This is a genomic window from Bacillus sp. HMSC036E02 (assembly GCF_001836235.1).
GTDB lineage: Bacteria > Bacillota > Bacilli > Bacillales > Bacillaceae_G > Bacillus_A > Bacillus_A cereus.
In genome coordinates, this window is the sequence record NZ_KV827816.1 from 399,100 (window position 1) to 421,975 (window position 22,876).

Here is a 22,876-nt window from a genome sequence, read left to right on the forward strand (position 1 = left end):
TCATCTCTTCCCCTCTTTTGTTATATGTATAAATAAAGCATGATACGTTGCCATTATCCCTTCATTTCCCGTGAAGTCTCTTTCGTATATGCGTAGCATCGCGCGAAAGAGTGAGGGACTTTGACAATATGATCCTTCATTGCTATTAGTTGCTCCTACTTTTCGAATAGAATGCAGAAACTCCTTAACTTCTGTAAAACTCTCTATGTAACATGTTTCAGAAACATGCACATCCCCTGTTTCTATCTTACATATATGAAGCAACTGATCTTTTGAATAAAAACGTTGACCAATCGATGTTTCATTTTTTATATTTCTTTCTTCTTTCGCACGTTGGAACGAAGCATGCAATTCTTGAAATGTTTCATGTCCAAACGTTGAAAAGAGTAATATCCCATCTATAGACAAATGTTGAAATAAATTTCTTAACACTTGTTGTAAATTATTTAACCATTGAAATGTAGCATTTGAAATAATGACATCATATGATTCTTCTAATCGTAATTGCTCAATATCTTCACAGTGAAACGTTACATTTTTTACATTTTGTTTAGTTTGCGCAATCGCAATCATACTTTCAGCAAAATCAACTGCTGTAATATGTGCTTTCGGAAATAACTTTGATAATTGTTCTGTTACATACCCCGTCCCGCATCCCAGTTCTAAAATACGTATTGATGCCGTTTCACTATATCGTTCCTTTAAGATTGAAAGTAATGAATGTGCCATCTTTTTTTGTACATTTGCATATCGATCGTAAGATACGGCTGCCCCATTAAACCGTTTTTGTAGTAACGTTTTGTTGATCATGTCGTATCCCCTCTACAAATTGAATTATCTCATTTGCACAATATTCAAAATTCGTTACACATAATGCATGCCCTGCTTCACTTACTACTTTCAGCTCGCTGCTGCTATTCTCCGTCATACTACGTGCCGCAGACAATGGGCATATTACATCCTGTTCTCCGTGAATAAGTAGTATAGGTACTTTAATTTCTTTTAGTTCTTCTCTCATATCTGTTTCTATTAAATAATCCAAACCTAGTTGTAAAGACTGAATAGAATCACCTTTAAAACGGTCTACAATGTCTTCAAAGTTTTTATTCCCTTTTAGCTCATCTTTCGTAAACATATTTTCATAAAACCGCTTGAGCGTATCCTCTCTCCTTCTCGCCAAATTCCTTTTCAGCCGTTCTACATGCAAAGCATTCCATCCATTACTATAGTCGCTCGTATTTGTAAATTTAGCAGTCCCACCAATTAATACGATGCCTTTTGCCTGAATCTTTTTATAAGCTTCAACTGCTGCTAACGCTCCTAGTGACCATCCAACTAAAATTACGTTGTCGTTATGCGCTACATCTATAATTCGTTCCGCAAATTCACTTCGTTCTTTCACATTACGCCAATCTACGCATTCAACAGGATATCCTTTAAAATACGGAAGTACTAAATCCCAAATATTCTCTTCCATTCCCCATCCTGGGATAAAAATAATCTTTAGCTCGTTCATACGAAAATCTCCTCTTCTTTCGCAATGTGAATAATTCGGTCAATAGCCCATTTTAAATCAGCTATTGTATGTTGCGATGTAACTGCAAAGCGAATTCGAGAACTATGAACCGGCACAGTTGGGGGACGAATTGCAATGGCCGCAATCCCTGCCTCTTGCAACCTTTTACTAAATCGTAAAGCATGTTCATTTGAACCGACTACAATCGGTACAATATGAGTTGAACTATTCCCAATATCAAAACCAGCATCCCTTAATTTAGTTCTGAAGTATTCTCCGTTTGCTATAAGGTTCTCTCTTCTTTCGTTATCTTCTTTTACAATTTCAATTGCTTTTTGCACTGCTCCTAACGTACTTGGTGGTAAAGCTGTAGTAAAAATAAAGCTTCTCATCATATTTTGTAAATACTCTATATAAATTTCATCACCTGTCAAATACGAACCATAACACCCTAAAGCCTTGCTAAACGTCCCCATATGTATATCAATTTTTTGAGCAAGATTTTTTTCTATATGAGATAACCCAGCTCCGCCGATTCCATATATTCCACTTGCATGTGCTTCATCGACTATAATGATTGCCCCGTATTTCTCTTTCAGCTGTACTAAATCTCTCAAATACGCAGTATCACCATCCATACTAAAAACGGTATCTGTTACGATTAATTTCCTTTTTTCAGGCGAAGCCATTTTCAACAGCTTCTCTAAATGATCCAAATCATTATGACGATACCTTTTATGCTCTGCCCCGCTTAATATGATTCCATCAACAATACTTGCGTGATTTAACTTATCACTAAAAACAATATCGTGCCGAGAGGCCAAAGAAGATATGGCACCTATATTTGCCGTATACCCACTATTTACAATTAAAGCTCTTTTAGTACCTTTCCAGTCACATATGCTTCTCTCAACCTCTTCATATAATGGATGATTTCCTACAACGAGACGAGAGGCAGTCGCTCCAGTTCCATATCTTTTTGTACAGGCAATAGCAGCTTCTTTTAACCTTTCATCTCCAGCTAACCCTAAATAATTATTTGACGCTAAATTTAACATCCTTTTTTTATCTCGAATAAGCCAAGTCTCTTCTGCCTTCTCTGTTACATGCAAATCACGATACTGCCCTTGCTCATGTAATTGTTGTAATTTACATTGAAGGTGCGCCCGCCACGTTTGATTCATTTTGGATAAACTCCTCTAATTTTGAAATCATAATATGTTCTTTTACAGATTCTAATACTTCTTCTTTCGTAAACTCACCTTCAAAGAATGGTAATAATCCTAAAACTGGTACCCCGCTCAGCTCTTCAATCATCTCTTTATTTTCTTGCACTCTTTCCATTTCACATTCTTTGCAACCTGATAAAATGACACCCGCTACGGTTAAGCCATGCGCCTTTGCGTAAGCAATCGTTAACACTGTATGATTTACTGTTCCTAATGTAGGACGAGCTACTACAATAAGAGGCAACTGTAATTCTTTTGCAAAATCAATTACTAAAGCATCTTCTGTATATGGGACAGCAAGCCCACCTGCCCCTTCTACAAATAAGCTATTAAACTCTTTTAATAGTTCATTATAGTAATCAGTAATTTCTTTTAACTTTACTACTCTTCCAGCTCTTTTCATGGCAAGTCTCGGAGCAAGTGGTTCTTCAATAGAATAAGGGCAAATTTCATTTTCTTGTGTCGGCACACCTGATAATGCTTTTAACCTTGCCGCATCTCCCTCAGGGTTTGATGCAACATGCCCACTTTGCAACGGTTTATATACTCCGATGTTATATCCCAATTCTCTAAATACACCGGCTAATGCACCGGCAACGACAGTTTTCCCCACTTCAGTATCTGTTGCTGTTATAAAAAAACCGCTCATTATTCTCCCTCCGTAACATCCGAGATTGCTTTATACAAAATACGTAACATATCATCAATCTCCTCAATTGTAGAAGCAAGAGGTGGCATAAATACAATCGTATTACCGAGCGGTCGTAAGATCATACCCAGCTCTCTTGCGCGTTTACATACTTGAACACCGACTCTTTCTGTCCAGTCAAACGCTTCTTTCGTTTCCTTATTCTTCACAAGCTCAATACCAACCATTAATCCGCACTGACGAATATCACCTACATGTTTATACGCAAAGAGCTTTTCTAATTGCGCTGCCACATAATCCGTTTTATGTGCCACTTCTTCTATTAAATTTGTTTTTTCATATAGCTCTAAATTCGCGATTGCTACGGCACACCCTAACGGATTGCCTGTGTAGCTATGTCCATGGAAAAATGTTTTTTGTTCTTCATATTCTCCTAAGAAGGCATTATATATTTCATCCGTCGTTACCGTAACTGCAATTGGTAAATATCCACCTGTTAAACCTTTCCCAGCAGTTAAAATGTCTGGCGTCACATTTTCATGTTCACACGCAAACATTTTCCCTGTACGCCCAAATCCAGTCGCTACCTCATCTGTAATAAATAATACATTGTACTTAGTACATAAATCGCGCAGTCCTTTTAAATATCCTTTTGGCATTGTAATCATCCCGCCAGCACCTTGCATTAATGGCTCCACAATGATGGCAGCTACTTCTTCATGCTTTTCTTTCAACAATTCTTCCATTTCTTCTAAATGGCTTTTTACAATTTCCTCCCTATTATTTCCGTAAGGAGAACGATATGTATATGGATACGGCATTTTAATCGCATCAAATAAGAGCGAACTATACACTTGGTGAAACAAGTCTATTGCTCCTACCGAAACAGCTCCAATTGTATCACCGTGATATGCTTCTTTTAATGTAACGAATCTTTGTTTCTTTCGTTTCCCTTTATGCTGCCAATATTGGAAAGCCATCTTAATTGCAATTTCAACAGCGGTAGAACCTGAATCAGAATAGAATACCTTCTTCAATCCATCTGGTACAACCTCAATAATTTTTTCTGCTAATAAAATAGATGGAACGTTAGCAAGTCCTAACATAGTAGAATGAGCAATTTTATTTAATTGCTCACGAATTGCTTCATCTAATTCCGGTACTTGATGTCCGTGAACATTTAACCATATAGATGAAACACCATCCCAATATTCATTACCATTTACATCGTATAGCTTTCTTCCCTCTCCACGTTCAATAATGACAGGATCTTCTTCTAAATAATCTTTCATTTGTGTAAATGGGTGCCATACGTAAGCTTTATTTTTCTCTGCTAATTCTTCATATGTATAAGATGATTTTTCAATCGTTTTACTATTTATTGCCACAATTGTCACCCCTAATGTTAACTTGTTTATAAATATAGTTAACATTAAATCTGAATGACTGTCAATTATTTTAAAATCAAATAGTTCTTAAAAAAGAACAACTTATCATACGATAAGTTGTTCTACTTTCCATGCTGTATCTTTCCAATTTCTAAAATAATTTCTTCATCTTTTTTCCCCTCTGTATCAATTCCAAGTTGCTTAGCGTGCTCAATTAATAAATCATGACGCTTCTCAAACCTAGCGGTATTTACTTCTTTCGTAACCTCTTCTTTTGTTTTTCCCTCTGTAGAAACTCCTAGTTTCTCTGCTGCTTTTTCCATTGATTTCTTCTCTTCTATTTCTTTTACTTTCTTCACTTCTGATTGTTGTATTTGCTTTTGTTTCAGCTGCTCTGATTCAGCCGCAAAAGCTGTGTAAATTCCAGCACTTCCTCCAATAACTAATAAAGTGGTAAAAAGAATTATTTTTTTCTTCACTCTTTCCTCCCCCTTTCAAATTCATTATAACGTACATTTTTACAGCATTAAAAACAATTATCCTTTATTTCTCTAAAAAAACATTTAATATTTTTATTGACATGTAAGATGAAAATATGATAAAAATTTAACTAACATCATATGAATCGGCGTTGATAGGATTTAGTAGTATTTCGATTTCTGATTTCAGAGAGCTGGTGGTCGGTGCGAACCAGTACAGAGCGAATTATGAATTACCCCCTGGAGCTTCTTTTACGAAACGTGAGGAGTAGTGAAAGACGGTTATAGACCGTTATGTCTAAAGAGTGGTGAAACGACACTGTTTCACAATTTAGGGTGGTACCGCGAATTTTTCGTCCCTGCATATATTGCAGGGGCGTTTTTTATTTTATAAGCGCATATCATATGACCCTTTATTTTGTGATACATTCATTTCACAAGCTAGGGTGGTACCGCGATTTCTTCGTCCCTGCATAATTATATGCAGGGACGTTTTTTTATCCAATCTTTTCCGTATCATATAGAAGAACAAACAATTACCGGTAATTTGTCACAAAATTCTAAATTTTAGAAGGAAATATACAATATTGGCGAATTTTATATAAAAAAGAGCTATTTCATATTACTTAGGAGGGGAAAACAATGGTTTCAAAAATTGAGTCTGTTCTTTTAACAATTTTTATCTTTTTCTGTATTGGTTTTAGTGTTATTCAATTAGAAGTTTCACCACACATCCCAATTTTATTTGGTATCGTTCTTTTATTAGCATTTGGATTCTTGAAGAGAATCTCTTGGTCTACTATGGAGAAAGGGATGATTAGTAGTATTTCAGCTGGTATTCCATCTATATTTATTTTCTTACTTGTAGGCGTATTAATTAGCGTTTGGATCGCAGCTGGAACTATTCCGACTTTAATGGTATACGGCTTCCAACTTGTATCTCCAAAAATTTTCGTTCCAACTGTTTTTGTTGTTTGTGCAATTGTTGGAACGAGTATCGGTAGTGCTTTTACAACTGCTGCAACTGTAGGACTTGCCTTTATGGGAATGGGTACTGCCCTTGGATACGATCCAGCTCTTATTGCTGGTGCAATTATTTCTGGTGCATTCTTCGGAGATAAAATGTCTCCTTTATCTGATACAACAAACTTAGCGCCTGCTGTAACGGGTGTAGATTTATTTGAACATATTCGTAACATGCTTTGGACAACAGTGCCAGCTTTCATTATTGCTTTTATCGCATTTTTCATTTTAGGAAGCGGATCTGGTGGAAACGTTGATTTCTCAGCATTTATTAACACATTAGAAAAAAATGCAACGATTTCTATCGTTACACTAATTCCTATTTTATTACTGTTCCTATTCGCATTTAAAAAGGTACCCGCAGTTCCAACATTACTTGCAGGAATTGTGGTAGGGATTATTATTCTCTTTATTTTTAAACCTAGCACTTCTTTAGCTGATTTAATAAAAATTATGCAAGACGGTTACGTTTCTAAAACTGGTATCAAAGATATTGATAGCTTATTATCTCGCGGTGGCCTGCAAAGTATGATGATGTCAATTGCTCTTATTTTCCTAGCTCTTTGTATGGGAGGATTATTACAAGGAATGGGTATTATAGCGCAGCTGATGAATATTATCTCTAGTTTCGTAAAAACTAGTACACGCTTAATTATTTCTACTGCTTCAACTGCAATTGGTGTAAACTTCTTACTCGGTGAGCAGTACTTATCCATCGTTTTAACAGGACAAGCATTTGCTAATAAATACGATGAAGTCGGTTTAGAACGTCGTAATTTATCACGAGTATTAGAAGATGCTGGTACAGTAATTAATCCACTCGTACCATGGGGTGTAAGTGGCGTATTCTTAACAAACGTTCTTAGCGTTCCAACATTCGATTACCTGCCATACGCAATCTTCTGTTTAGCATGTCCAGTCGTAACCATTATCGTCGGCTTTACTGGATTCGGTCTTTCATGGAAAAAAGAAAAAGCAGTACCAGTTTCATAATATAACAAAAAGGATTACCAAATCGGTAATCCTTTTTATATTTCTCGACTATCTATTCGCTTTCTTTCTTCTAAATAACATAAGTAATCCCGCTCCAACAAACGCAAGACCAGCTCCAATTGTAGAAGCAATACTTGCACCTGTTTTCGGTAAATCACGTTCATCTTTTTCAGCTTCTTTATTTTCACTTACAGTTGTTGTTGTTTCTTTTGTATTTTGATCATCTGTTGTAGTTTGTCCAGATCCGGTATTGTTCCCATCTTGCTTTGGTTCATTACCATTATTACCTTCTTCTGTTGGTGGTGTTGGGTTTTCTCCATTACCTGTTGGTGGTGTCGTCGGATTTCCTCCATCACCTTTCGGCGGTGTCGTTGGGTTTCCTTCACCAGTTTCTTTATCATCATTCTTCTTCGTTATATCAATTGCATATTTAGCAAATTGATTTTCAGATGGTCCAACATATGATATGTTCCCATCTTTCTTTATGTACTTTTGTGCATTTGGTGAAGAATCAAATGTTGTATTTAATTTATCTGCAACAATCGGTTTAAACGTCCAATTTTTATCTGCTGTCGGGTTAATAACTGGCGTTTCTTGCATATACTTTACAATAATTTGACGTGTTTCATCTTGCGATTGATATACAACTTCCCCTTTACTTACACCCGGGAACGTCTGGCTACTTCCACGATAGTTATTTGTAGCAACGATGAACTTTTGATCATCAGCTACTGGCTTACCTTCATATGTCATATTTACAATACGATTCGCATTTGCATTTACAACTTTTCCATCTTTATCGTATTTCGCCGGTTGTGTTACATCAATTTCGTATTTTAAGCCATCTAAAATATCGAAATTATATGTAGGATAGCCTATATTTACTAACGGCTGTTCTTCTGTTTTCTTTGGATTAATTTGATTAAACTGACCTGCAGACATTTCAAGCCATTCTTTCACTTGTGCCCCATTTACTTTTACAGCATATAACGTATTTGGATATACGTATAAATCTGCAACGTTTTTAATCGCTAACGTTCCAGCTGGAATATCCGTATAATATGTTGCACCGTTTCGGCCACCTGCTTTAAATGGTGCACCTGCAGATAAAACCGGAATATTTTTAATCTTTTCGTACTCTGGTTTTTTAAGTTCTTGTTCTACGTACCATTTTTGCGCATTTGTCACAATTTGTACGGAAGGATCATCTTGTACTAATGAAAAATAACTATTAATTGGTGCTTTCGTTTCACCTACAGCTGTATTTACATAATCGATTGTCGCTTCATGCTCACTTTTAATCTCATTAACTAATCTTGGATCAGGTCCTACATTACCTTTATCATTAACAATTGGGCGGTATTGTGGCTTAGATTGATCCTTTTGTACTTCCCATTTTCCCTTTACCTTTTTCAATTGCATATCAATAATCCCTAAGTTATTTCCAAAAACGCCAGGCATTACAACTGGAACACCATTAAATACACTTGCCACTTCAGTATGTGAATGTCCCATTAATACTGCATCTACGCCAGGAACTTCTGTTAAATAATACGACGCGTTTTCCATACCAACGTTGTATCCACTTTTATCAACACCGGAATGAGCTAGTGCAACGATAACATCTGCACCTTCTGCTTTCATTTTTGGTACCATTTTCTTCGCTGTTTCAACTATATCTTTCGCTTTAACTTGTCCTTCTAAATTCGCTTTATCCCAATTCATAATTTGTGGTGGAACAAATCCCATTACACCAATTTTCACTATTTGTTTTTTGCCTGCTTCATCCACTACTTCTTTCTCTAAAATATGATATGGTTTAAAATAATTTTCATCGTTCTCTTCCTTATCATCATGGTCGTCTTTATAGACATTCGAGTTAATAACCGGGAAATCCGTTTTTTCAATCACTTTGTTTAAATAATCTAAACCGTAGTTAAATTCATGATTCCCAAGAGAGATGACGTCATACTTCATTAAATTCATTACACGATATAATGGGTGTGTATAACTAGGATCCACACGATTCTTCTGATCTTTTATTTTATTTGCTACATAATCTCCAAGCGGTGTCCCTTGTAATGCATCTCCATCATCAAATAGGACAGAGTTTTTCGCTTCTTCACGTGCTTTATTTACAAGTGTTGCAGTTTGCACGAGACCTACTTTATTATCTGTTTTCGTTTGATAATAATCGTAATTCATTAAGTTAACGTGAATATCTGATGTTTCTAGAATTCGTAAGTTAACTGTACTCTCCCCAGTGTTCTCATCTGCATGAGCTGTTGTTGGCATTACTTGCGGTGCTATAACACCAATCGCAAGAGTTGCTCCAGCTAGCATTTTTTTTGACTTTTTCACAAAAAATCCCCCTTATACAATTACCAGAAATAATGAAATGAATCCCTATCCGTCTCTAACCACATACCTTTTTTCTTCTATTAGAGACACAATTTTCATTTCATCCTGCGCTAACGAGTAGTCCCCTTAAACGCCCGATTGATGAAGACTATTAATTAATAGGAAATAAAGCTCCCACTCATTAAAGTTTCACCTTATCTGACATTATCATATATAAAGTTCTTTCCTATCGTCAATATTTTTTGACAAACTTCAACAAATTTTCTGTAAAGTTATTATAAACTTTTCATAAACATATAATATGCCCTTACATTGCTAATACTGCTGAATATGATACAATTACCAATTACAAGGAGGATGAATTTATGAAAAAAGTCATCTTAACAATTGTTTGTCTCCTCCTTCTGATCATTTCTTATTCTTATTTTGAAAAGAACGACGAGACAAAACAAAATGAATCTGAAGAAAAAACATCTGCCCCAAATTGGATTGATAAGCAAACAAACGAATCTTTTTATCATCTTGTATTAGGTGATTCACTCGCTAAAGGATATGGATCGACACAAGGTGGATTTGCTGAATTAGCTTCTAAGCAAATAGAAGCACAAATTCATAAACCAATTACAGTAGAAAACCTTGGGGTAAACGGTCTTACAACAGATCGTCTCGCTAAAAAAGTTCAATCAGAAGATGTAAAGGAAAAAATTAGAGCAGCAAATATAATTACAATTAATATTGGAGGAAATAATTTATTTCGTTTAAATCGTGATGTTGGTGTTATAGATGGTATAAAAATGTTAAATAAAGAAAAAGCCCATTTTGAAGCGGATATAAAAAGTATTGTAAAGACAGTTCGAGATCAAAATCCGGACGCTTTACTCATTCTCTCAGAACTCTATAACCCGTTACAACTCGATGACTCCATCGCAAGTTATGCAGATATGTTTTTAGATGGCTGGAATGAATCTGTTTATTCCATTTCCAAAGCAAATCAACCATCTATCGTTTTACCAATTCGCAAATTAATATCGAATGATAAAAAAGAGTTATTATTTGACCAAGTACACCCAAATGATAACGGCTATGCAATTATTGCCAATACATTTACAAAGCAAGTGTTATCCTACAAATATTAAAGCGACCATGAAACAATTCTATTTTTATAACATGTCTTTTTTGTTACAATGATAGTGGAAGGGGGCCTTTATATGGAATCACGCGAGTGGGAACGTATTGTTGATCATCTTCTTTCGCTAGTGCCTCTTTTTTATCGCAAATTTATGCTTCCTGGAGAATTTTCTTCTCAAAGACATATGCCGCCATCACATACACAAGTATTACTGCTTTTGCATGAAAACGGCACATTAGCAGTTTCCGAAATCGGCAAGCGGCTAGCGATTTCACGGCCTAACATGACACCTCTATTAAACAAACTTATTCAAGAAGAACTAATAGAGCGTCATTATAGCGAAAAAGATCGACGGGTCATTTTAATTTCCCTAACAGCTGAAGGGAAATTATTAGTAAATCAGTATCAGCAATTCATTTTAGACAAACTAAAAGAAAATTTCCAAACATTATCTGAGGAAGAGCGCGAAAAGCTCATTCATTCTCTTCAAACCATTCAAAATTTAATTTTGAAAACAAACGTATAAAGCTGCTTCTAAATAGAAGCAGCTTTATGATTCGTAATAATTACCATAGTATACATTGGAATATGGCCATGTTGTTAAATATGGTTTTTTTTCCTGTGTAGGCTGTTGTGTTGGTAATTGTGGTATTTGTGCTAATTGCTGTAATTGTTGTTGCCGATATAATTCGTATTGTCTACTCGTATCATAAACCGGATAATAATTTACATATGGATATACTTGAGGTACGTAATAATAATACATTATCCTCTCCTCCTTTTTCTTAAACATATTCAAAGGAGAAAATGAATGTGACATTGTTTATAATTGTATAAGTGGTTCTCTCACTCGTTTCTTCCTTTTCTTCAAACGTAACTTACGGTTCTTTTCGTATAAATAATGCACAACGAAATATGAAATGAGACCAAACACAACTCCTAAAATCGTCATTCCAATTAATACATACACTTCACTTTGTAATAAGCTCTTTAATATCGTAAAAATGTGACTTGAAAACAAGTCCGATATGGTAAATGGTTCATGATGAATTTTCTGTACATGAAATGGATAAATCATTTTTCCTAGCGCATACGCAAGCGGAAATAAAAATACTGGGAGAAACGATATTTTCCCAATAATATTGCCAATAACTGCCGCAGGAAAAGATCCCTTTGCTAACCTGACGATTGGATAAAATATTACATATACGAGCGATGCCGTATAAATGACTAACATTTCTAAGCCGAATCCTATAGCAAACCCTAACGATACTTTCTTTGCGCCTTCTGGCGATCGAAGCAACTTATAATATTGAAACTTTAATATTCTCCACATCCGCTGGAAAAACGAATATGTTTTCTTAGTTGTTTTCACCCTCATCATCTCTTTAACTATATTTTTATATGTAGTATGTCCTTACACACTCTGAAAAACAAATTTAGTTTTCTCTTTTATTATAAATGATATCGAAATGGTTAACCAAATATACATCCGACATTTTAATATAAAAAAACCTCCCTTTTAGGAAGGCTCTTCTACATTTTTAAATAAACTCACTAATAACGCTTTTTGAGCATGCAATCGATTACCAGCTTGCTCAAAGACGATAGACTGCGGTCCATCTATAATTTCTCCTGTTACTTCTTCTTCACGATGGGCAGGTAAACAGTGTAAGAAACGATATGTTTGCTTCGCATGCTTAACAAGTTCGTTATTGATTTGGTAAGGTTGAAATAAAGTATACTTCTCTTCTTCGCCCTCTTGCCCCATGCTCATCCAAACGTCAGTATAAATGAAATCTGCTTCATTCACTGCTAATTCAGGATCATGCAAAACTTCAATTTCAGCTCCTGTTTCCTTGGCAATTGCTAACGCTTTTTTTACAATCTCTTCATTCGGTTCATACCCTACAGGCGTTGCCACAGTCATATGCATTCCGACTTTTGCACTCGCTAGCAACAATGAATGACATACATTATTTCCGTCACCTACGTAAGCCAATTTTATTCCTTTAAATGTATTTGTTTCTTCGTATATCGTCATAAGGTCTGCCAATGCTTGACAAGGATGATGATCATCCGTTAAACCGTTAATAACAGGAATACTCGATTCTTTTGCAAGCTCTTCTACATCCGCGTGTGAGAATGTACGTATCATGATCCCGTCAATATACTGCGATAATACTTTCGCAGTATCTGAAACGCTTTCTCCTCTTCCCATTTGCATCTCTTTCCCACTTAAAAACATACCATGTCCCCCGAGCTGTACCATTCCTGCTTCAAAAGATACACGAGTACGAGTGGAATGCTTATCAAAAATAAGCCCTAATATTTTGCCTTGTAATAAAAGCTCTTGCTTATTCTTTTTTAAATATATAGCGAACTCAATTAAAGAAATAATTTCTTCTTTCGTTAATTCTTCTAGTGTTAAAAGATCTTTCGTATTTAATTTCGGTACTTGTACAGTTGACATGAAACTTCCCCCTTATATGATTGATACGTTTTTTGTACAAACTACTTTTTTTATTATATATACTGCCTGTTCTAACTCTTCATTCGTGACAATGAGTGGCGGTAATAGTCTTATCACATTAGGACCTGCTTGTAATACGAGAAGTCCTTCGTTTTCTAGTTGTTCTATAAAACTTGCAACTTCATGCTTACACTCAATCCCAATCATAAGCCCCTTACCACGTATATTTTGAATACATTCGACATGCTGTAATTCCTCTTGCAACTTCTCTAATACGTACTCGCCTTTTTCTTGTACTTCTTTTAAAAACGATGGTTTTTTACTTACTTGCAATACTTCTTTCGCTGCAGCCATCGCGATGTAATTCCCGCCAAAAGTTGAACCGTGTGATCCTGCAGGAAACGACGCTCCGAGCTCTTTCCGGCCAATCATCGCTCCGACAGGAATCCCATTCCCAAGCGCCTTTGCAACGGTAACGATATCAGGCTCTATTCCCACTTGTTCATAAGCGAATAGTGTTCCAGTTCTTCCTATCCCCGTTTGTACTTCGTCTATAATAAATAAGGAACCGAACTTATTACATAATGTTTCAATCTCTTTCAAAAAAGATAGATCAGCAGGTATTACTCCTCCCTCTCCTTGAACAACTTCTACCATTACCGCCGCAACTTCTTCATTCATTACTTCCTCTAATGCTTTAATATCGTTAAAAGGGATATGTAAAAAAGATGGAAGTAATGGACCAAATCCTTCTTTTACCTTATCTTGGCCCGTTGCACTCATCGTTCCAAATGTTCTACCGTGAAAAGACTGCTGGCATGTTACGACGAGAGATTTTCCAGTATGCTTACGTGCTAACTTTAAAGCCGCTTCATTTGCCTCTGCCCCACTATTACAGAAAAACACATAATCTAATGCTCTATTTTCTGTTAATAATGACGCAACTTCTTCTTGCAAGCTGTTTGTAAACAGGTTAGATATATGCCATATATCATCAAGTTGCTCTTGTACACCTTTGAGAACAGTAGGGTGACAATGTCCTAAATTACATACGCCAATTCCTGATGTGAAATCTAAATATTCCTTACCGTCATTATCATTAACTTTCGTTCCAGTTCCCTTTACAAACTCAATAGTTCTTCTGCCATACGTTTGAAAAAGATGACTCGTCATGCAATACTCACACCTTTCGTTACCGTCGTTCCAATACACTCTCCCGTAACCTCAGTAAAATCTTTTGTACCATTCACAATACTTATCTTTTGCACTCCCATTTTTAATGATGCTAGTGCCGCCTGTACTTTCGGAATCATCCCACCTGTAATAACACCTGTTTCTATAAAAGTAGCAATTTCCGATTCATCCGTTTCCTTTACCAAATTCCCTTCATGTAATATTCCATCTACATCCGTAATAAAAATAAGCTCTTTTGCCCCTAACGCAGCCGCAATCCCAGCTGCAGCATTGTCCGCATTTATGTTATAAATTTCATTACCATTTATCCCGATTGGAGCAATAACAGGAATATACTCCATATTTATTAATCCTTTTAATAAGGCTGTTTCTACATAACTTACTTCCCCCACATATCCTATCTCTTCGCTGACAGGTTGAACTTGAAGTAAATTGCCGTCACACCCTGAACAACCTACCGCAAGTAAATTATGCTTTTGTAAATTCATTACGAGTTTTTTATTCGTACTTCCGCATAGCACCATTTGAACAACATCCATAACTTCTTTTGGTGTTACGCGTAATCCATCTCTTTTTTCTACGTTGATGTTACAATCTTTTAATTTGGCATCAATTTCTGGCCCACCACCATGGACAATCACTACTTTATACTTCTGCTGTAATTTCTTTATACAATCAAAAAACACATCATTTAATTGATTCAACATACTACCGCCGCATTTCACTACAATATATTCGCTCATCTTCTCTCTCCTTATGTACGATAACAAGCGTTTATTTTCACATATTCATAGCTTAAGTCACAGCCCCAAGCTGATCCTGTCTCTTCTCCTAAGTGTAAGTACACATTAATGACTATTTCATCTTCTTGTAATCTCTCTTTCATTTCTTCTTCAGAAAATGTTTGAGGCTCACTATTTTTTAATACCAATATAGATTGAAGAGTAATGTCAATTGTATTCGGATTAATAGCTACTTCACTTTGTCCAATACTGCTAATAATTCGCCCCCAGTTTGGATCTTCACCATGTATTGCTGTTTTCACAAGACTCGAACCGACTATTTGCTTTGCAATTTTTTTTGCCTCTTCATTCATTTGAGCTCCTAGCACATTTACTTCGATTAACTTTGTAGCGCCTTCACCATCTTGCGCAATTTTCTTTGCTAAATCTTCACATACCTTCTGTAAAGCACATACGAAAGTTTCCCAATCTGTATGTTCCATATTTATCGGCCTTGTTTCTGATAATCCACTTGCCATAACGATGACCATATCATTCGTAGAAGTATCTCCATCTACCGTAATTTGATTAAATGTATGATTCGTAATTTGGGATAATGCCGTTTGCAATACGTCATGCTCTATATGAGCATCTGTCGTAATAAAACTAAGCATCGTTGCCATATTCGGATGAATCATCCCTGAACCTTTTGCAACACCCGCAATCGCCACTTTCTTCCCATCAATAATCATTTCATAGCAAGTTTCTTTCGTTATAAGATCCGTCGTTAAAATTGCTTCAGAAAAAGAATATGCTTCACTTTCTTCCTTCGTCGGTATAAGAGTTGCAACTCCCTTTCGGATTATATCCATCGGCAGCGGAACACCAATTACACCTGTTGAAGCTACTGCAACGTAATTTTCTTTCAATCCAAAATGTTCCGCCCCTAATGCGCGCATCTCGTATGCGTCTTGTAATCCTTTCATTCCAGTACAAGCATTTGCATTTCCACTATTAACGATAATTGCTTGTAACTTCCCTTCTGCCGTTATACTATCCTTCGTTACTTGTAAAGGGGCTGCTTGTATTTGATTCGTTGTATACACAGCGGCACATGATGCTGGTACGTCACAAACGATTGCCCCTAAATCCTTTTTCTCCTTTTTCAGACCATTTGCAGTACCAATTGCCGAAAAGCCTTTCGGCGTTACAATCGAACCATTTTCTAATTTTGTAATAGACGCTACTTTAATCATCATGTCCCCCTTATAGATAAAGCGGCATATGTTGTAAACCTGTTGTCTCTTCTAGTCCCGCTATTATGTTTGCATTTTGAATCGCTTGCCCAGCCGCGCCTTTCATCATATTGTCTATAACAGAAACGACCGTAACTCTTTCTGTTCTTTCATCGTAAGCTATGCCAATATCACAATAATTTGAGCCTCTCACTTCTTTTGGACTTGGAAATTTCCCTTGCGTACAAATTCGGATGAAAGGCGATTGTTCATACGTTTCTTCATACAATTTTTGAAGTTGCTTTATTTCCATCTTTTGTTTTACTTTTGCATAAAGTGTAATCATGATTCCTCGTGATATCGGTATTAAATGTGTGCTAAATGTAATTGGCTGTAATTCACTATTCCATTCTGTAAGCATTTGCTCAATCTCTGGAACGTGCTGATGCTGGTTTACTTTATAGATGTGTAAGTTATCGTATAGCTCAGGAAAATGAGTCATTGTTGTTGGTGTTTTACCTGCTCCTGTTACCCCTGATTTCGCGTCAATAATAATCGAATCTTCTTCAATCATGCTACTACGTACTAACGGTGCTATCGCTAGCAATGTGGCTGTAGCAAAACATCCTGGGTTTGCAATTAAATTTGCCTTTTGAATCTCAGTCCTTTTCCATTCACTTAACCCATACACTGCTTTTCTAAGAATTTCTTCTTTCGCTGCTGGCCTTTTATACCACAGTTCATATGACGAAGGATCTATCATACGAAAGTCTCCAGATAGGTCAATTACTTTTAAACCTTCAGCTAATAACTTGGGAGTTAACTCCGCCGATACTCCTGCTGGTGTTGCTAGAAATACGATTTCTGCTTCTTTCCCTATTGTCTCCACATCAATTTCTTGTAACGTATGAACGAGGACATTTCGAAGATGCGGATATACATTTGTTATACACTCACCAACTTGTGAAAAAGAATGAAGAGATGCTATAGAAAAATATGGATGTTGTTCTAATAAACGAATTAACTCAATGCCCCCATATCCAGTGGCTCCAATAATTGCGACTTTCATAAGTTCCTCCTCAAATCGATTCTTTAAATTAAGTATGATTATAATATTGTATATTTATAGAGTCAATTAAATATTTATAAATTTTCCAAACTTAAAAAACTTAATTTTACTAGAAAAACAATATACACAACCGAATTTTTATACAAAAATAGTGCATGGTAGTTTTTTTATTTCACTTCAAGTACAATAAAACAATACATACGTACATACAGGCGGGAAAAAATATGAACGAAAAATTAATTGAGAAAATGATTATAAAAAGTTTTCAGCAATATCAATGCAGTCCAATATCAAAAGAAGATCAGGAAATGCTAGTGAAACATATTCAAACGGTGACTCATTCAAATATTGAAATTGATTTATACGAGGAGATTGAGGATATTGTTTATGATTATGTGACTGGAAAACAATAAAAATAGGAGATTTCCATGTGGAAATCTCCTATTTTTTACTTAATGATTTACCTGCTACACGTTCAAATAAACCTGGGAATAAAGCATAAAGTTTCGGGCCAATTCCCATCCACTTCGGTAAGTTTACTTCACGTTTTTTCGTGTGCATCGACTTTACGATTTGTTCTGCTACGTATGTTGGTTTTAACATGTAACGTCCCATATTCTTTACATATGTACCAGATTGATCCGCTATTTCAAAAAAGTTTGTATCTATCGGACCTGGATTAATTGCTGTAACATAAATATCTGTATTCGCTAATTCCATGCGTAAACTATTCGTAAATCCTAATACAGCATGTTTCGTTGCTGCATACGCACTTGATTTCGGAGTTGCAATTTTTCCGGCAAGGGAAGCAATATTAATAATATGTCCTTCGTTCTTGTTTACCATATAAGGTAGTACCGCTTTCGTACATGCTACTAATCCAAATACATTTACTTGGAACATATCTTTCACTTCATCCATTGACGCATCTTCAAACGTTTTAAAAATACCAAATCCCGCATTGTTTACTAATATATCAATACGTCCCACTTCTTGTAATACCTTTGAAAAAACAGACTGTACTTCCATCTCTTCACTTACATCTAATACATAATAATAGCAAGGCGTATTATAAGTTTCTTTAATTTTGTCTACTAACGCTTGTAGTTTCTCTTCTGTTCGAGCCATTAATACTGGAGTCGCTCCCTGTGCTGCAACTTGCATTGCAACTTGCTCACCAATCCCACTAGAAGCACCTGTAATGACGATTACTTTATTTTGTAAACGTCCTGTCATTGCTGTCACCTACTTTGCATAATAAATCAATTGTTGCGATGACTCATCAATCATCACTTGTTGATTATATGCTAAATAGTCCAATTGTCCAACCGTTTCTGAAATAGTAAGTGGTAATTGTTCTTTATATAATACCGGAAATAGTTTTACACATACTTCAAATGCTGTCATTGGTTTTTCCTTTAATAACTCAAGCACTTTAAAAGCACGTGTTTCTTGCTTTTGTAATCTCGTTTCAATAAGTTGTTTCACATTTAGAACATCTTCCCCATGCCCTGATAAAATACGTGAAATATTCATTTTGCTTAAACGCTGTAATGTTTGATTATATTGTAGTAATGGGCGTGCCCGTTCTGTTTGCCCTTCATATGGTGGTTCTAGTATTGGATTCGAAGAAATATGACTGATGAGAGCATCCCCACCAATTAATATTCCATCAGATTCTCTATATAAAGAAATATGAGTAGAAGCATGACCTGGTGTTTCAAGTACTATAAATCCAGGCAAAGAATCAATACGATCTCCTTCTCTCACAGTATGCGTTAACGATCTATTACAAGAATATTTAAGTGTCCTCGTCGTCAATAACGACTCGTCTTTCAAAAATGCTGCTGGCACACCAAACTGTAAGGCCGTCTCTCTAAAAAATTCATGATACCGCTTTAAAAATTCTGGATTTTGTGTGATCCAAGGCTCATTCCAAGGATGTCCAATAATATTCGTCTTCTCAGAAAATATATTTAAAAGTCCACAATGATCTGCATGATGATGCGTAATGACTACTGTTTCAATATCTTCTAGCGTATGTCCTAATGCACCTAATTGACTTTCTAACGCATTCCTTGCCTCTTCTGTATTCGTCCCTGTATCAATTAATGTTAATGTCTCCCCCTCAACTAAAAACACATTCACAGTTTCCACTGCAAATGGTACAGGAATCTCCATTCGGTGAATCGCCGTCATGCTTAGCCCCCCTGTCTCTTTCCGGTTCAAAAATGAATACTTCTTCAGTTTACAACTTCTATATATATTTGTCATTATTTTCAGATAAAAAGAGGTGTTTCCTATAAAAAAACGAATGTATGTACATTTATAAGAATTTCTAACCAAAATTAAAGGAGGAACATCATGTCTATTCAAAACATTTCCTTTCTCGGTGCAGGCTCCATTGCCGAAGCTATTATTGGTGGCTTGTTACATGCAAATGTTGTTAAAGGTGAACATATTACTGTAAGTAATCGTTCTAACGAGACAAGATTACAAGAGCTACATAAAAAATACGGTGTCAAAAGTACTCATAATAAAAAAGAATTGCTTACTGATGCAAATATTCTTTTTCTAGCAATGAAACCAAAGGATGTTGCAGAGGCGCTTACCCCTTTTAAAGAATACATAAATAATAACGTGCTTATTATTTCATTACTAGCAGGTGTTTCTACTGACTCAATTAGAAAACTACTTCAAAAAGACGTTCCAATTATTCGTGCAATGCCAAATACATCCGCAGCCATTTTAAAATCAGCTACCGCTATCTCCCCTTCAAAACATGCAACAGCGGAACATATTCGCACTGCAACATCTTTATTTGAAACGATTGGTCTCGTCTCTGTTGTAGAGGAAGAAGATATGCATGCTGTCACTGCATTATCCGGAAGTGGACCTGCTTATATTTATTACGTAGTGGAAGCTATGGAAGAAGCTGCAACAAAAATTGGTTTAAAAGAAGATGTTGCAAAATCACTTATTCTTCAAACGATGATTGGTGCTGCTGAAATGTTAAAAGCAAGTGACAAACATCCTTCTATTTTGCGAAAGGAAATTACTTCTCCTGGTGGAACTACCGAGGCAGGTATTGAAGTATTACAAGAACATAAATTTCACCAAGCACTTGTTTCTTGTATTACACAGGCAACGAAACGATCACATAATCTTGGAAAAACATTAGAACAACTAACAAAAGAAAAATAGAAAAAGGAGCTCAAGTTTATTTGAGCTCCTTTTTCTATAATTACACTTAGTTATTGTTCTTCCCAAAAATCTCTTCTTGCAGGCGACGACCAGTCGGCGTTGCTGCAAGTCCACCTTCTGCTGTTTCACGAAGTGCTACTGGCATCGTTTGTCCGATTCTAAACATTGCCTCAATTACTTCATCACATGGAATTGTACTCGTTACACCAGCTAATGCTAAATCTGCTGAGATCATCGCATTTGCAGCTCCTGCTGCATTACGTTTTACACAAGGTACTTCTACAAGTCCTGCAACAGGATCACACACTAAACCAAGCATGTTCTTTAATGAAATTGCCATCGCTGTAGCTGCTTGATCTTGTGTTCCACCAGCCATCTCAACTGCAGCTGCAGCCGCCATTCCACTTGCTGAACCAACTTCAGCTTGGCATCCTCCTGCCGCACCAGAAATACAAGCGTTATTCGCAACAACCATACCGAAAGCTCCTGCTGTAAATAAGAATTCAATCATTTCTTCACGTGTAGGCTGCAATTTTTCTCTTAGTGCAAATAGTACACCTGGCACTGTTCCAGCAGACCCTGCTGTTGGTGTTGCACAAATAATTCCCATCGCTGCGTTTACTTCATTTGTTGCAACAGCTTTGCTTACTGCATCCAAAATCGTATCTCCAGATAAGCCTTTTCCACTCTTCATATACGCTTGAACTTTTACAGCATCTCCACCAGTTAAACCAGTTGGTGATTTCACGCCGCGAATACCACGTTCTACTGCTTGCTCCATCACGACTAAGTTCTTTTCCATACCAGCAATTACTTCTTCACGTGAAATACTTCTTGTTTCCATTTCACATTGAATCATAATTTCTGCGATTTTTACATTTTGTTCTTTAGCTTGCGCCACTAGTTCCGCTGCGTTCCGAAACATGGTGTGTCCCCCCTGCAATTATTCCATAATAGTTACTTGACAAATATTTTGTTGCGCTTTTATTTCTTCAATTACTTCATCTGCTAATAATTCATCTGTTTCGATGACCATAAGCGCTCTTCTTCCTTTTTCTTTACGAGATACACTCATTGTACTAATGTTAATCTCATGTTTCGCAAGGATTGAAGCTACCGCTGCAATAGCACCGAAGCGATCGTTATTTACAATAAGTAGTGCTGGGCTCGTGCCTGATAATTGAAGATCGAATCCGTTTAATTCTACAACTTCAATTTTACCGCCACCAATTGAGCAAGCAACAACTTCAATTTCATCTTCACCTTTATACAAACGAATTCTCGCTGTATTTGGGTGAGGTGCATTGGCATCTTCTTCAATGAATTCTACTTCAATTTCGCGCTCTTTTGCTATTTCTAGCGCCTCTGGAATACGTAAGTCATCTGTTTCAAATCCTAATATCCCACCTATTAGCGCTACATCCGTACCATGCCCACGATACGTCTTTGCAAATGATCCATATAATGAAATGCTTACTCTTTCTGGTTCATGACGAAACAGCTGGCGAGCAACTTGCCCCATTCTTGCCGCGCCTGCTGTATGTGAACTTGATGGTCCAATCATAACTGGACCGATAATATCAAATACTGAGCGATACTTCATCATAACTCCCCCTAAACCTCTATGAAAAAATTTATTCTACTATTCTATTAAGCTGCTACATCTGTCGCTTTTCCAGTTGTACCACGAATTTGTTCTGCTGTACGAATTGGATAGTTTTTGAATAAAAGTAATCCAATATAACCTGAAATAATGCCAGTTATCATAATACATAAAATTCTTAGTATTATTTTTATTAAAAAATGATATAAGATAATCCACAATAAAGTCTGGTAGCAATCCAAAGTTTAACACAGAAGCCATTGCAAGCATAGCATAAACAAGTGATATAACCATTGCTAATGCAACTAAATTTGCACCCGCTATTCCGCCTAGACTACCTGCTGATGTTCTGAACTCTTTTAAAGAGTGGTGTACCAATTAAATCTCCACCACCTTATTAATAAAAAGCTTCTACTAAGGAACTTGCAATAGATACACTCGCTAATCATATCGTTTAGCTAAAAAGTGAAAAAGACTTATGACAAATAATAGTAATATCTTTCCTATTATAATTCTCGTGTTACTCTCTCATGATTTAGTCAACTTCACTTGTTACGATAATGACTAAACTACATGTGACTTATCATAAATTATAATCTGCCCTCATTA

The 22,876-nt window shown here is 36.2% G+C and carries 23 protein-coding genes and 1 other annotated feature; of the genes, 5 read left to right on the plus strand and 18 right to left on the minus strand.

Translation table 11 applies throughout. The features are described from left to right. The 6 genes from bioC to HMPREF2590_RS06465 form a co-directional block, all read right to left on the minus strand. On the minus strand, positions 1 to 810 hold the full coding sequence (bioC, locus tag HMPREF2590_RS06440) for a malonyl-ACP O-methyltransferase BioC (protein ID WP_000608903.1): 810 nt from the start codon (positions 808 to 810) through the stop codon (positions 1 to 3). Further along, positions 776 to 1,516 (minus strand): alpha/beta fold hydrolase, encoded by a 741-nt coding sequence (locus HMPREF2590_RS06445; RefSeq protein ID WP_001004164.1) that lies wholly within the window; start codon positions 1,514 to 1,516, stop codon positions 776 to 778. Before HMPREF2590_RS06445 ends, bioC begins: the two co-directional genes overlap by 35 nt. Continuing rightward, positions 1,513 to 2,700: an 8-amino-7-oxononanoate synthase gene (gene bioF / locus HMPREF2590_RS06450; RefSeq protein ID WP_001077289.1), complete on the minus strand. Its 1,188-nt coding sequence runs from the start codon at positions 2,698 to 2,700 to the stop codon at positions 1,513 to 1,515. The genes HMPREF2590_RS06445 and bioF overlap by 4 nt, the downstream gene beginning before the upstream one ends. After that, positions 2,666 to 3,394 (minus strand): dethiobiotin synthase, encoded by a 729-nt coding sequence (gene bioD, locus HMPREF2590_RS06455; RefSeq protein WP_000012497.1) that lies wholly within the window; start codon positions 3,392 to 3,394, stop codon positions 2,666 to 2,668. Before bioD ends, bioF begins: the two co-directional genes overlap by 35 nt. Next, positions 3,394 to 4,827, minus strand: coding sequence for an adenosylmethionine--8-amino-7-oxononanoate transaminase (gene bioA, locus HMPREF2590_RS06460; protein ID WP_002098103.1), 1,434 nt, complete (start codon positions 4,825 to 4,827; stop codon positions 3,394 to 3,396). Before bioA ends, bioD begins: the two co-directional genes overlap by 1 nt. A 77-nt stretch (positions 4,828 to 4,904) precedes the next feature. Next, positions 4,905 to 5,261, minus strand: a complete 357-nt coding sequence (locus HMPREF2590_RS06465) for a hypothetical protein (protein WP_000726902.1) — start codon at positions 5,259 to 5,261, stop codon at positions 4,905 to 4,907. Between the two features lie 143 nt (positions 5,262 to 5,404). Then, positions 5,405 to 5,625 (plus strand) — a binding site (T-box leader). A 278-nt stretch (positions 5,626 to 5,903) separates the two neighbouring features. Between HMPREF2590_RS06465 and nhaC the strand changes: the two genes are divergently transcribed. After that, positions 5,904 to 7,277, plus strand: coding sequence for a Na+/H+ antiporter NhaC (gene nhaC, locus HMPREF2590_RS06470; RefSeq protein WP_000253736.1), 1,374 nt, complete (start codon positions 5,904 to 5,906; stop codon positions 7,275 to 7,277). A gap of 48 nt (positions 7,278 to 7,325) precedes the next feature. Here nhaC and cpdB read toward each other — a convergent pair whose 3' ends face one another. After that, positions 7,326 to 9,638 carry a bifunctional 2',3'-cyclic-nucleotide 2'-phosphodiesterase/3'-nucleotidase gene (gene cpdB, locus HMPREF2590_RS06475; RefSeq protein WP_000748657.1) on the minus strand — a complete coding sequence of 771 codons (2,313 nt, stop codon included), beginning with the start codon at positions 9,636 to 9,638 and terminating at the stop codon, positions 7,326 to 7,328. Positions 9,639 to 10,003: 365 nt separating this feature from the next. On the opposite strand from cpdB, the gene HMPREF2590_RS06480 reads away from it, so the two are divergent. Further along, positions 10,004 to 10,774 carry a GDSL-type esterase/lipase family protein gene (locus HMPREF2590_RS06480; protein WP_000755856.1) on the plus strand — a complete coding sequence of 257 codons (771 nt, stop codon included), beginning with the start codon at positions 10,004 to 10,006 and terminating at the stop codon, positions 10,772 to 10,774. 72 nt (positions 10,775 to 10,846) lie between these two features. Then, on the plus strand, positions 10,847 to 11,293 hold the full coding sequence (locus tag HMPREF2590_RS06485; RefSeq protein ID WP_000445819.1) for a MarR family winged helix-turn-helix transcriptional regulator: 447 nt from the start codon (positions 10,847 to 10,849) through the stop codon (positions 11,291 to 11,293). A gap of 24 nt (positions 11,294 to 11,317) precedes the next feature. On the opposite strand, the gene HMPREF2590_RS06490 is transcribed toward HMPREF2590_RS06485, so the two are convergent. From HMPREF2590_RS06490 to argC, 7 genes are all read right to left on the minus strand, one after another. Next, complete coding sequence (locus HMPREF2590_RS06490) at positions 11,318 to 11,533, minus strand: hypothetical protein (protein WP_000291953.1); 216 nt, start codon at positions 11,531 to 11,533, stop codon at positions 11,318 to 11,320. A gap of 57 nt (positions 11,534 to 11,590) precedes the next feature. Further along, complete coding sequence (locus tag HMPREF2590_RS06495) at positions 11,591 to 12,151, minus strand: DUF2062 domain-containing protein (RefSeq protein WP_043328074.1); 561 nt, start codon at positions 12,149 to 12,151, stop codon at positions 11,591 to 11,593. A 138-nt stretch (positions 12,152 to 12,289) separates the two neighbouring features. Further along, on the minus strand, positions 12,290 to 13,240 hold the full coding sequence (gene argF / locus HMPREF2590_RS06500) for an ornithine carbamoyltransferase (protein ID WP_000108846.1): 951 nt from the start codon (positions 13,238 to 13,240) through the stop codon (positions 12,290 to 12,292). A gap of 12 nt (positions 13,241 to 13,252) precedes the next feature. Beyond that, on the minus strand, positions 13,253 to 14,413 hold the full coding sequence (locus tag HMPREF2590_RS06505; protein WP_000200561.1) for an acetylornithine transaminase: 1,161 nt from the start codon (positions 14,411 to 14,413) through the stop codon (positions 13,253 to 13,255). Further along, a complete protein-coding gene (argB, locus tag HMPREF2590_RS06510) occupies positions 14,410 to 15,177 on the minus strand; it encodes an acetylglutamate kinase (RefSeq protein ID WP_000006081.1) in 768 nt (255 codons plus the stop codon). The genes HMPREF2590_RS06505 and argB overlap by 4 nt, the downstream gene beginning before the upstream one ends. Before the next feature lie 11 nt (positions 15,178 to 15,188). After that, positions 15,189 to 16,412: a bifunctional glutamate N-acetyltransferase/amino-acid acetyltransferase ArgJ gene (gene argJ / locus HMPREF2590_RS06515; protein ID WP_000598379.1), complete on the minus strand. Its 1,224-nt coding sequence runs from the start codon at positions 16,410 to 16,412 to the stop codon at positions 15,189 to 15,191. 10 nt (positions 16,413 to 16,422) lie between these two features. After that, positions 16,423 to 17,460 carry an N-acetyl-gamma-glutamyl-phosphate reductase gene (gene argC / locus HMPREF2590_RS06520; protein ID WP_000861250.1) on the minus strand — a complete coding sequence of 346 codons (1,038 nt, stop codon included), beginning with the start codon at positions 17,458 to 17,460 and terminating at the stop codon, positions 16,423 to 16,425. A gap of 224 nt (positions 17,461 to 17,684) precedes the next feature. Between argC and HMPREF2590_RS06525 the strand changes: the two genes are divergently transcribed. Beyond that, entirely contained in the window at positions 17,685 to 17,873 is a 189-nt protein-coding gene (locus HMPREF2590_RS06525; protein ID WP_001003222.1) for a YqzH family protein, read from the plus strand. A gap of 28 nt (positions 17,874 to 17,901) precedes the next feature. Here HMPREF2590_RS06525 and HMPREF2590_RS06530 read toward each other — a convergent pair whose 3' ends face one another. Next, positions 17,902 to 18,696 (minus strand): SDR family NAD(P)-dependent oxidoreductase, encoded by a 795-nt coding sequence (locus HMPREF2590_RS06530; protein ID WP_000147791.1) that lies wholly within the window; start codon positions 18,694 to 18,696, stop codon positions 17,902 to 17,904. 9 nt (positions 18,697 to 18,705) lie between these two features. After that, on the minus strand, positions 18,706 to 19,659 hold the full coding sequence (locus HMPREF2590_RS06535; RefSeq protein ID WP_000125123.1) for an MBL fold metallo-hydrolase: 954 nt from the start codon (positions 19,657 to 19,659) through the stop codon (positions 18,706 to 18,708). A 165-nt stretch (positions 19,660 to 19,824) separates the two neighbouring features. Here HMPREF2590_RS06535 and proI point away from each other — a divergent pair, with 165 nt between their 5' ends. After that, on the plus strand, positions 19,825 to 20,664 hold the full coding sequence (proI, locus tag HMPREF2590_RS06540; protein WP_000027245.1) for a pyrroline-5-carboxylate reductase ProI: 840 nt from the start codon (positions 19,825 to 19,827) through the stop codon (positions 20,662 to 20,664). Positions 20,665 to 20,710: 46 nt separating this feature from the next. Here the strand turns inward: proI and sdaAA are convergent, their stop codons facing one another. Continuing rightward, positions 20,711 to 21,589, minus strand: coding sequence for an L-serine ammonia-lyase, iron-sulfur-dependent, subunit alpha (sdaAA, locus tag HMPREF2590_RS06545; RefSeq protein WP_000489461.1), 879 nt, complete (start codon positions 21,587 to 21,589; stop codon positions 20,711 to 20,713). Positions 21,590 to 21,607: 18 nt separating this feature from the next. After that, entirely contained in the window at positions 21,608 to 22,267 is a 660-nt protein-coding gene (gene sdaAB / locus HMPREF2590_RS06550) for an L-serine ammonia-lyase, iron-sulfur-dependent subunit beta (RefSeq protein ID WP_000877445.1), read from the minus strand. Positions 22,268 to 22,876 lie beyond the last annotated feature (609 nt).

What these genes read in the sequence shown, in the direction of transcription:
- bioC (WP_000608903.1), bottom strand. Translation starts at nt 810, where the DNA reads ATGATCAACAAAACGTTACTACAAAAACGGTTTAATGGGGCAGCCGTA.
- HMPREF2590_RS06445 (WP_001004164.1), bottom strand. Translation starts at nt 1,516, where the DNA reads ATGAACGAGCTAAAGATTATTTTTATCCCAGGATGGGGAATGGAAGAG.
- bioF (WP_001077289.1), bottom strand. Translation starts at nt 2,700, where the DNA reads ATGAATCAAACGTGGCGGGCGCACCTTCAATGTAAATTACAACAATTA.
- bioD (WP_000012497.1), bottom strand. Translation starts at nt 3,394, where the DNA reads ATGAGCGGTTTTTTTATAACAGCAACAGATACTGAAGTGGGGAAAACT.
- bioA (WP_002098103.1), bottom strand. Translation starts at nt 4,827, where the DNA reads ATGTTAACTATATTTATAAACAAGTTAACATTAGGGGTGACAATTGTG.
- nhaC (WP_000253736.1), top strand. Translation starts at nt 5,904, where the DNA reads ATGGTTTCAAAAATTGAGTCTGTTCTTTTAACAATTTTTATCTTTTTC.
- HMPREF2590_RS06480 (WP_000755856.1), top strand. Translation starts at nt 10,004, where the DNA reads ATGAAAAAAGTCATCTTAACAATTGTTTGTCTCCTCCTTCTGATCATT.
- HMPREF2590_RS06485 (WP_000445819.1), top strand. Translation starts at nt 10,847, where the DNA reads ATGGAATCACGCGAGTGGGAACGTATTGTTGATCATCTTCTTTCGCTA.
- HMPREF2590_RS06490 (WP_000291953.1), bottom strand. Translation starts at nt 11,533, where the DNA reads ATGTATTATTATTACGTACCTCAAGTATATCCATATGTAAATTATTAT.
- HMPREF2590_RS06495 (WP_043328074.1), bottom strand. Translation starts at nt 12,151, where the DNA reads ATGATGAGGGTGAAAACAACTAAGAAAACATATTCGTTTTTCCAGCGG.
- argF (WP_000108846.1), bottom strand. Translation starts at nt 13,240, where the DNA reads ATGTCAACTGTACAAGTACCGAAATTAAATACGAAAGATCTTTTAACA.
- HMPREF2590_RS06505 (WP_000200561.1), bottom strand. Translation starts at nt 14,413, where the DNA reads ATGACGAGTCATCTTTTTCAAACGTATGGCAGAAGAACTATTGAGTTT.
- argB (WP_000006081.1), bottom strand. Translation starts at nt 15,177, where the DNA reads ATGAGCGAATATATTGTAGTGAAATGCGGCGGTAGTATGTTGAATCAA.
- argJ (WP_000598379.1), bottom strand. Translation starts at nt 16,412, where the DNA reads ATGATTAAAGTAGCGTCTATTACAAAATTAGAAAATGGTTCGATTGTA.
- argC (WP_000861250.1), bottom strand. Translation starts at nt 17,460, where the DNA reads ATGAAAGTCGCAATTATTGGAGCCACTGGATATGGGGGCATTGAGTTA.
- HMPREF2590_RS06525 (WP_001003222.1), top strand. Translation starts at nt 17,685, where the DNA reads ATGAACGAAAAATTAATTGAGAAAATGATTATAAAAAGTTTTCAGCAA.
- HMPREF2590_RS06530 (WP_000147791.1), bottom strand. Translation starts at nt 18,696, where the DNA reads ATGACAGGACGTTTACAAAATAAAGTAATCGTCATTACAGGTGCTTCT.
- HMPREF2590_RS06535 (WP_000125123.1), bottom strand. Translation starts at nt 19,659, where the DNA reads ATGACGGCGATTCACCGAATGGAGATTCCTGTACCATTTGCAGTGGAA.
- proI (WP_000027245.1), top strand. Translation starts at nt 19,825, where the DNA reads ATGTCTATTCAAAACATTTCCTTTCTCGGTGCAGGCTCCATTGCCGAA.
- sdaAA (WP_000489461.1), bottom strand. Translation starts at nt 21,589, where the DNA reads ATGTTTCGGAACGCAGCGGAACTAGTGGCGCAAGCTAAAGAACAAAAT.
- sdaAB (WP_000877445.1), bottom strand. Translation starts at nt 22,267, where the DNA reads ATGAAGTATCGCTCAGTATTTGATATTATCGGTCCAGTTATGATTGGA.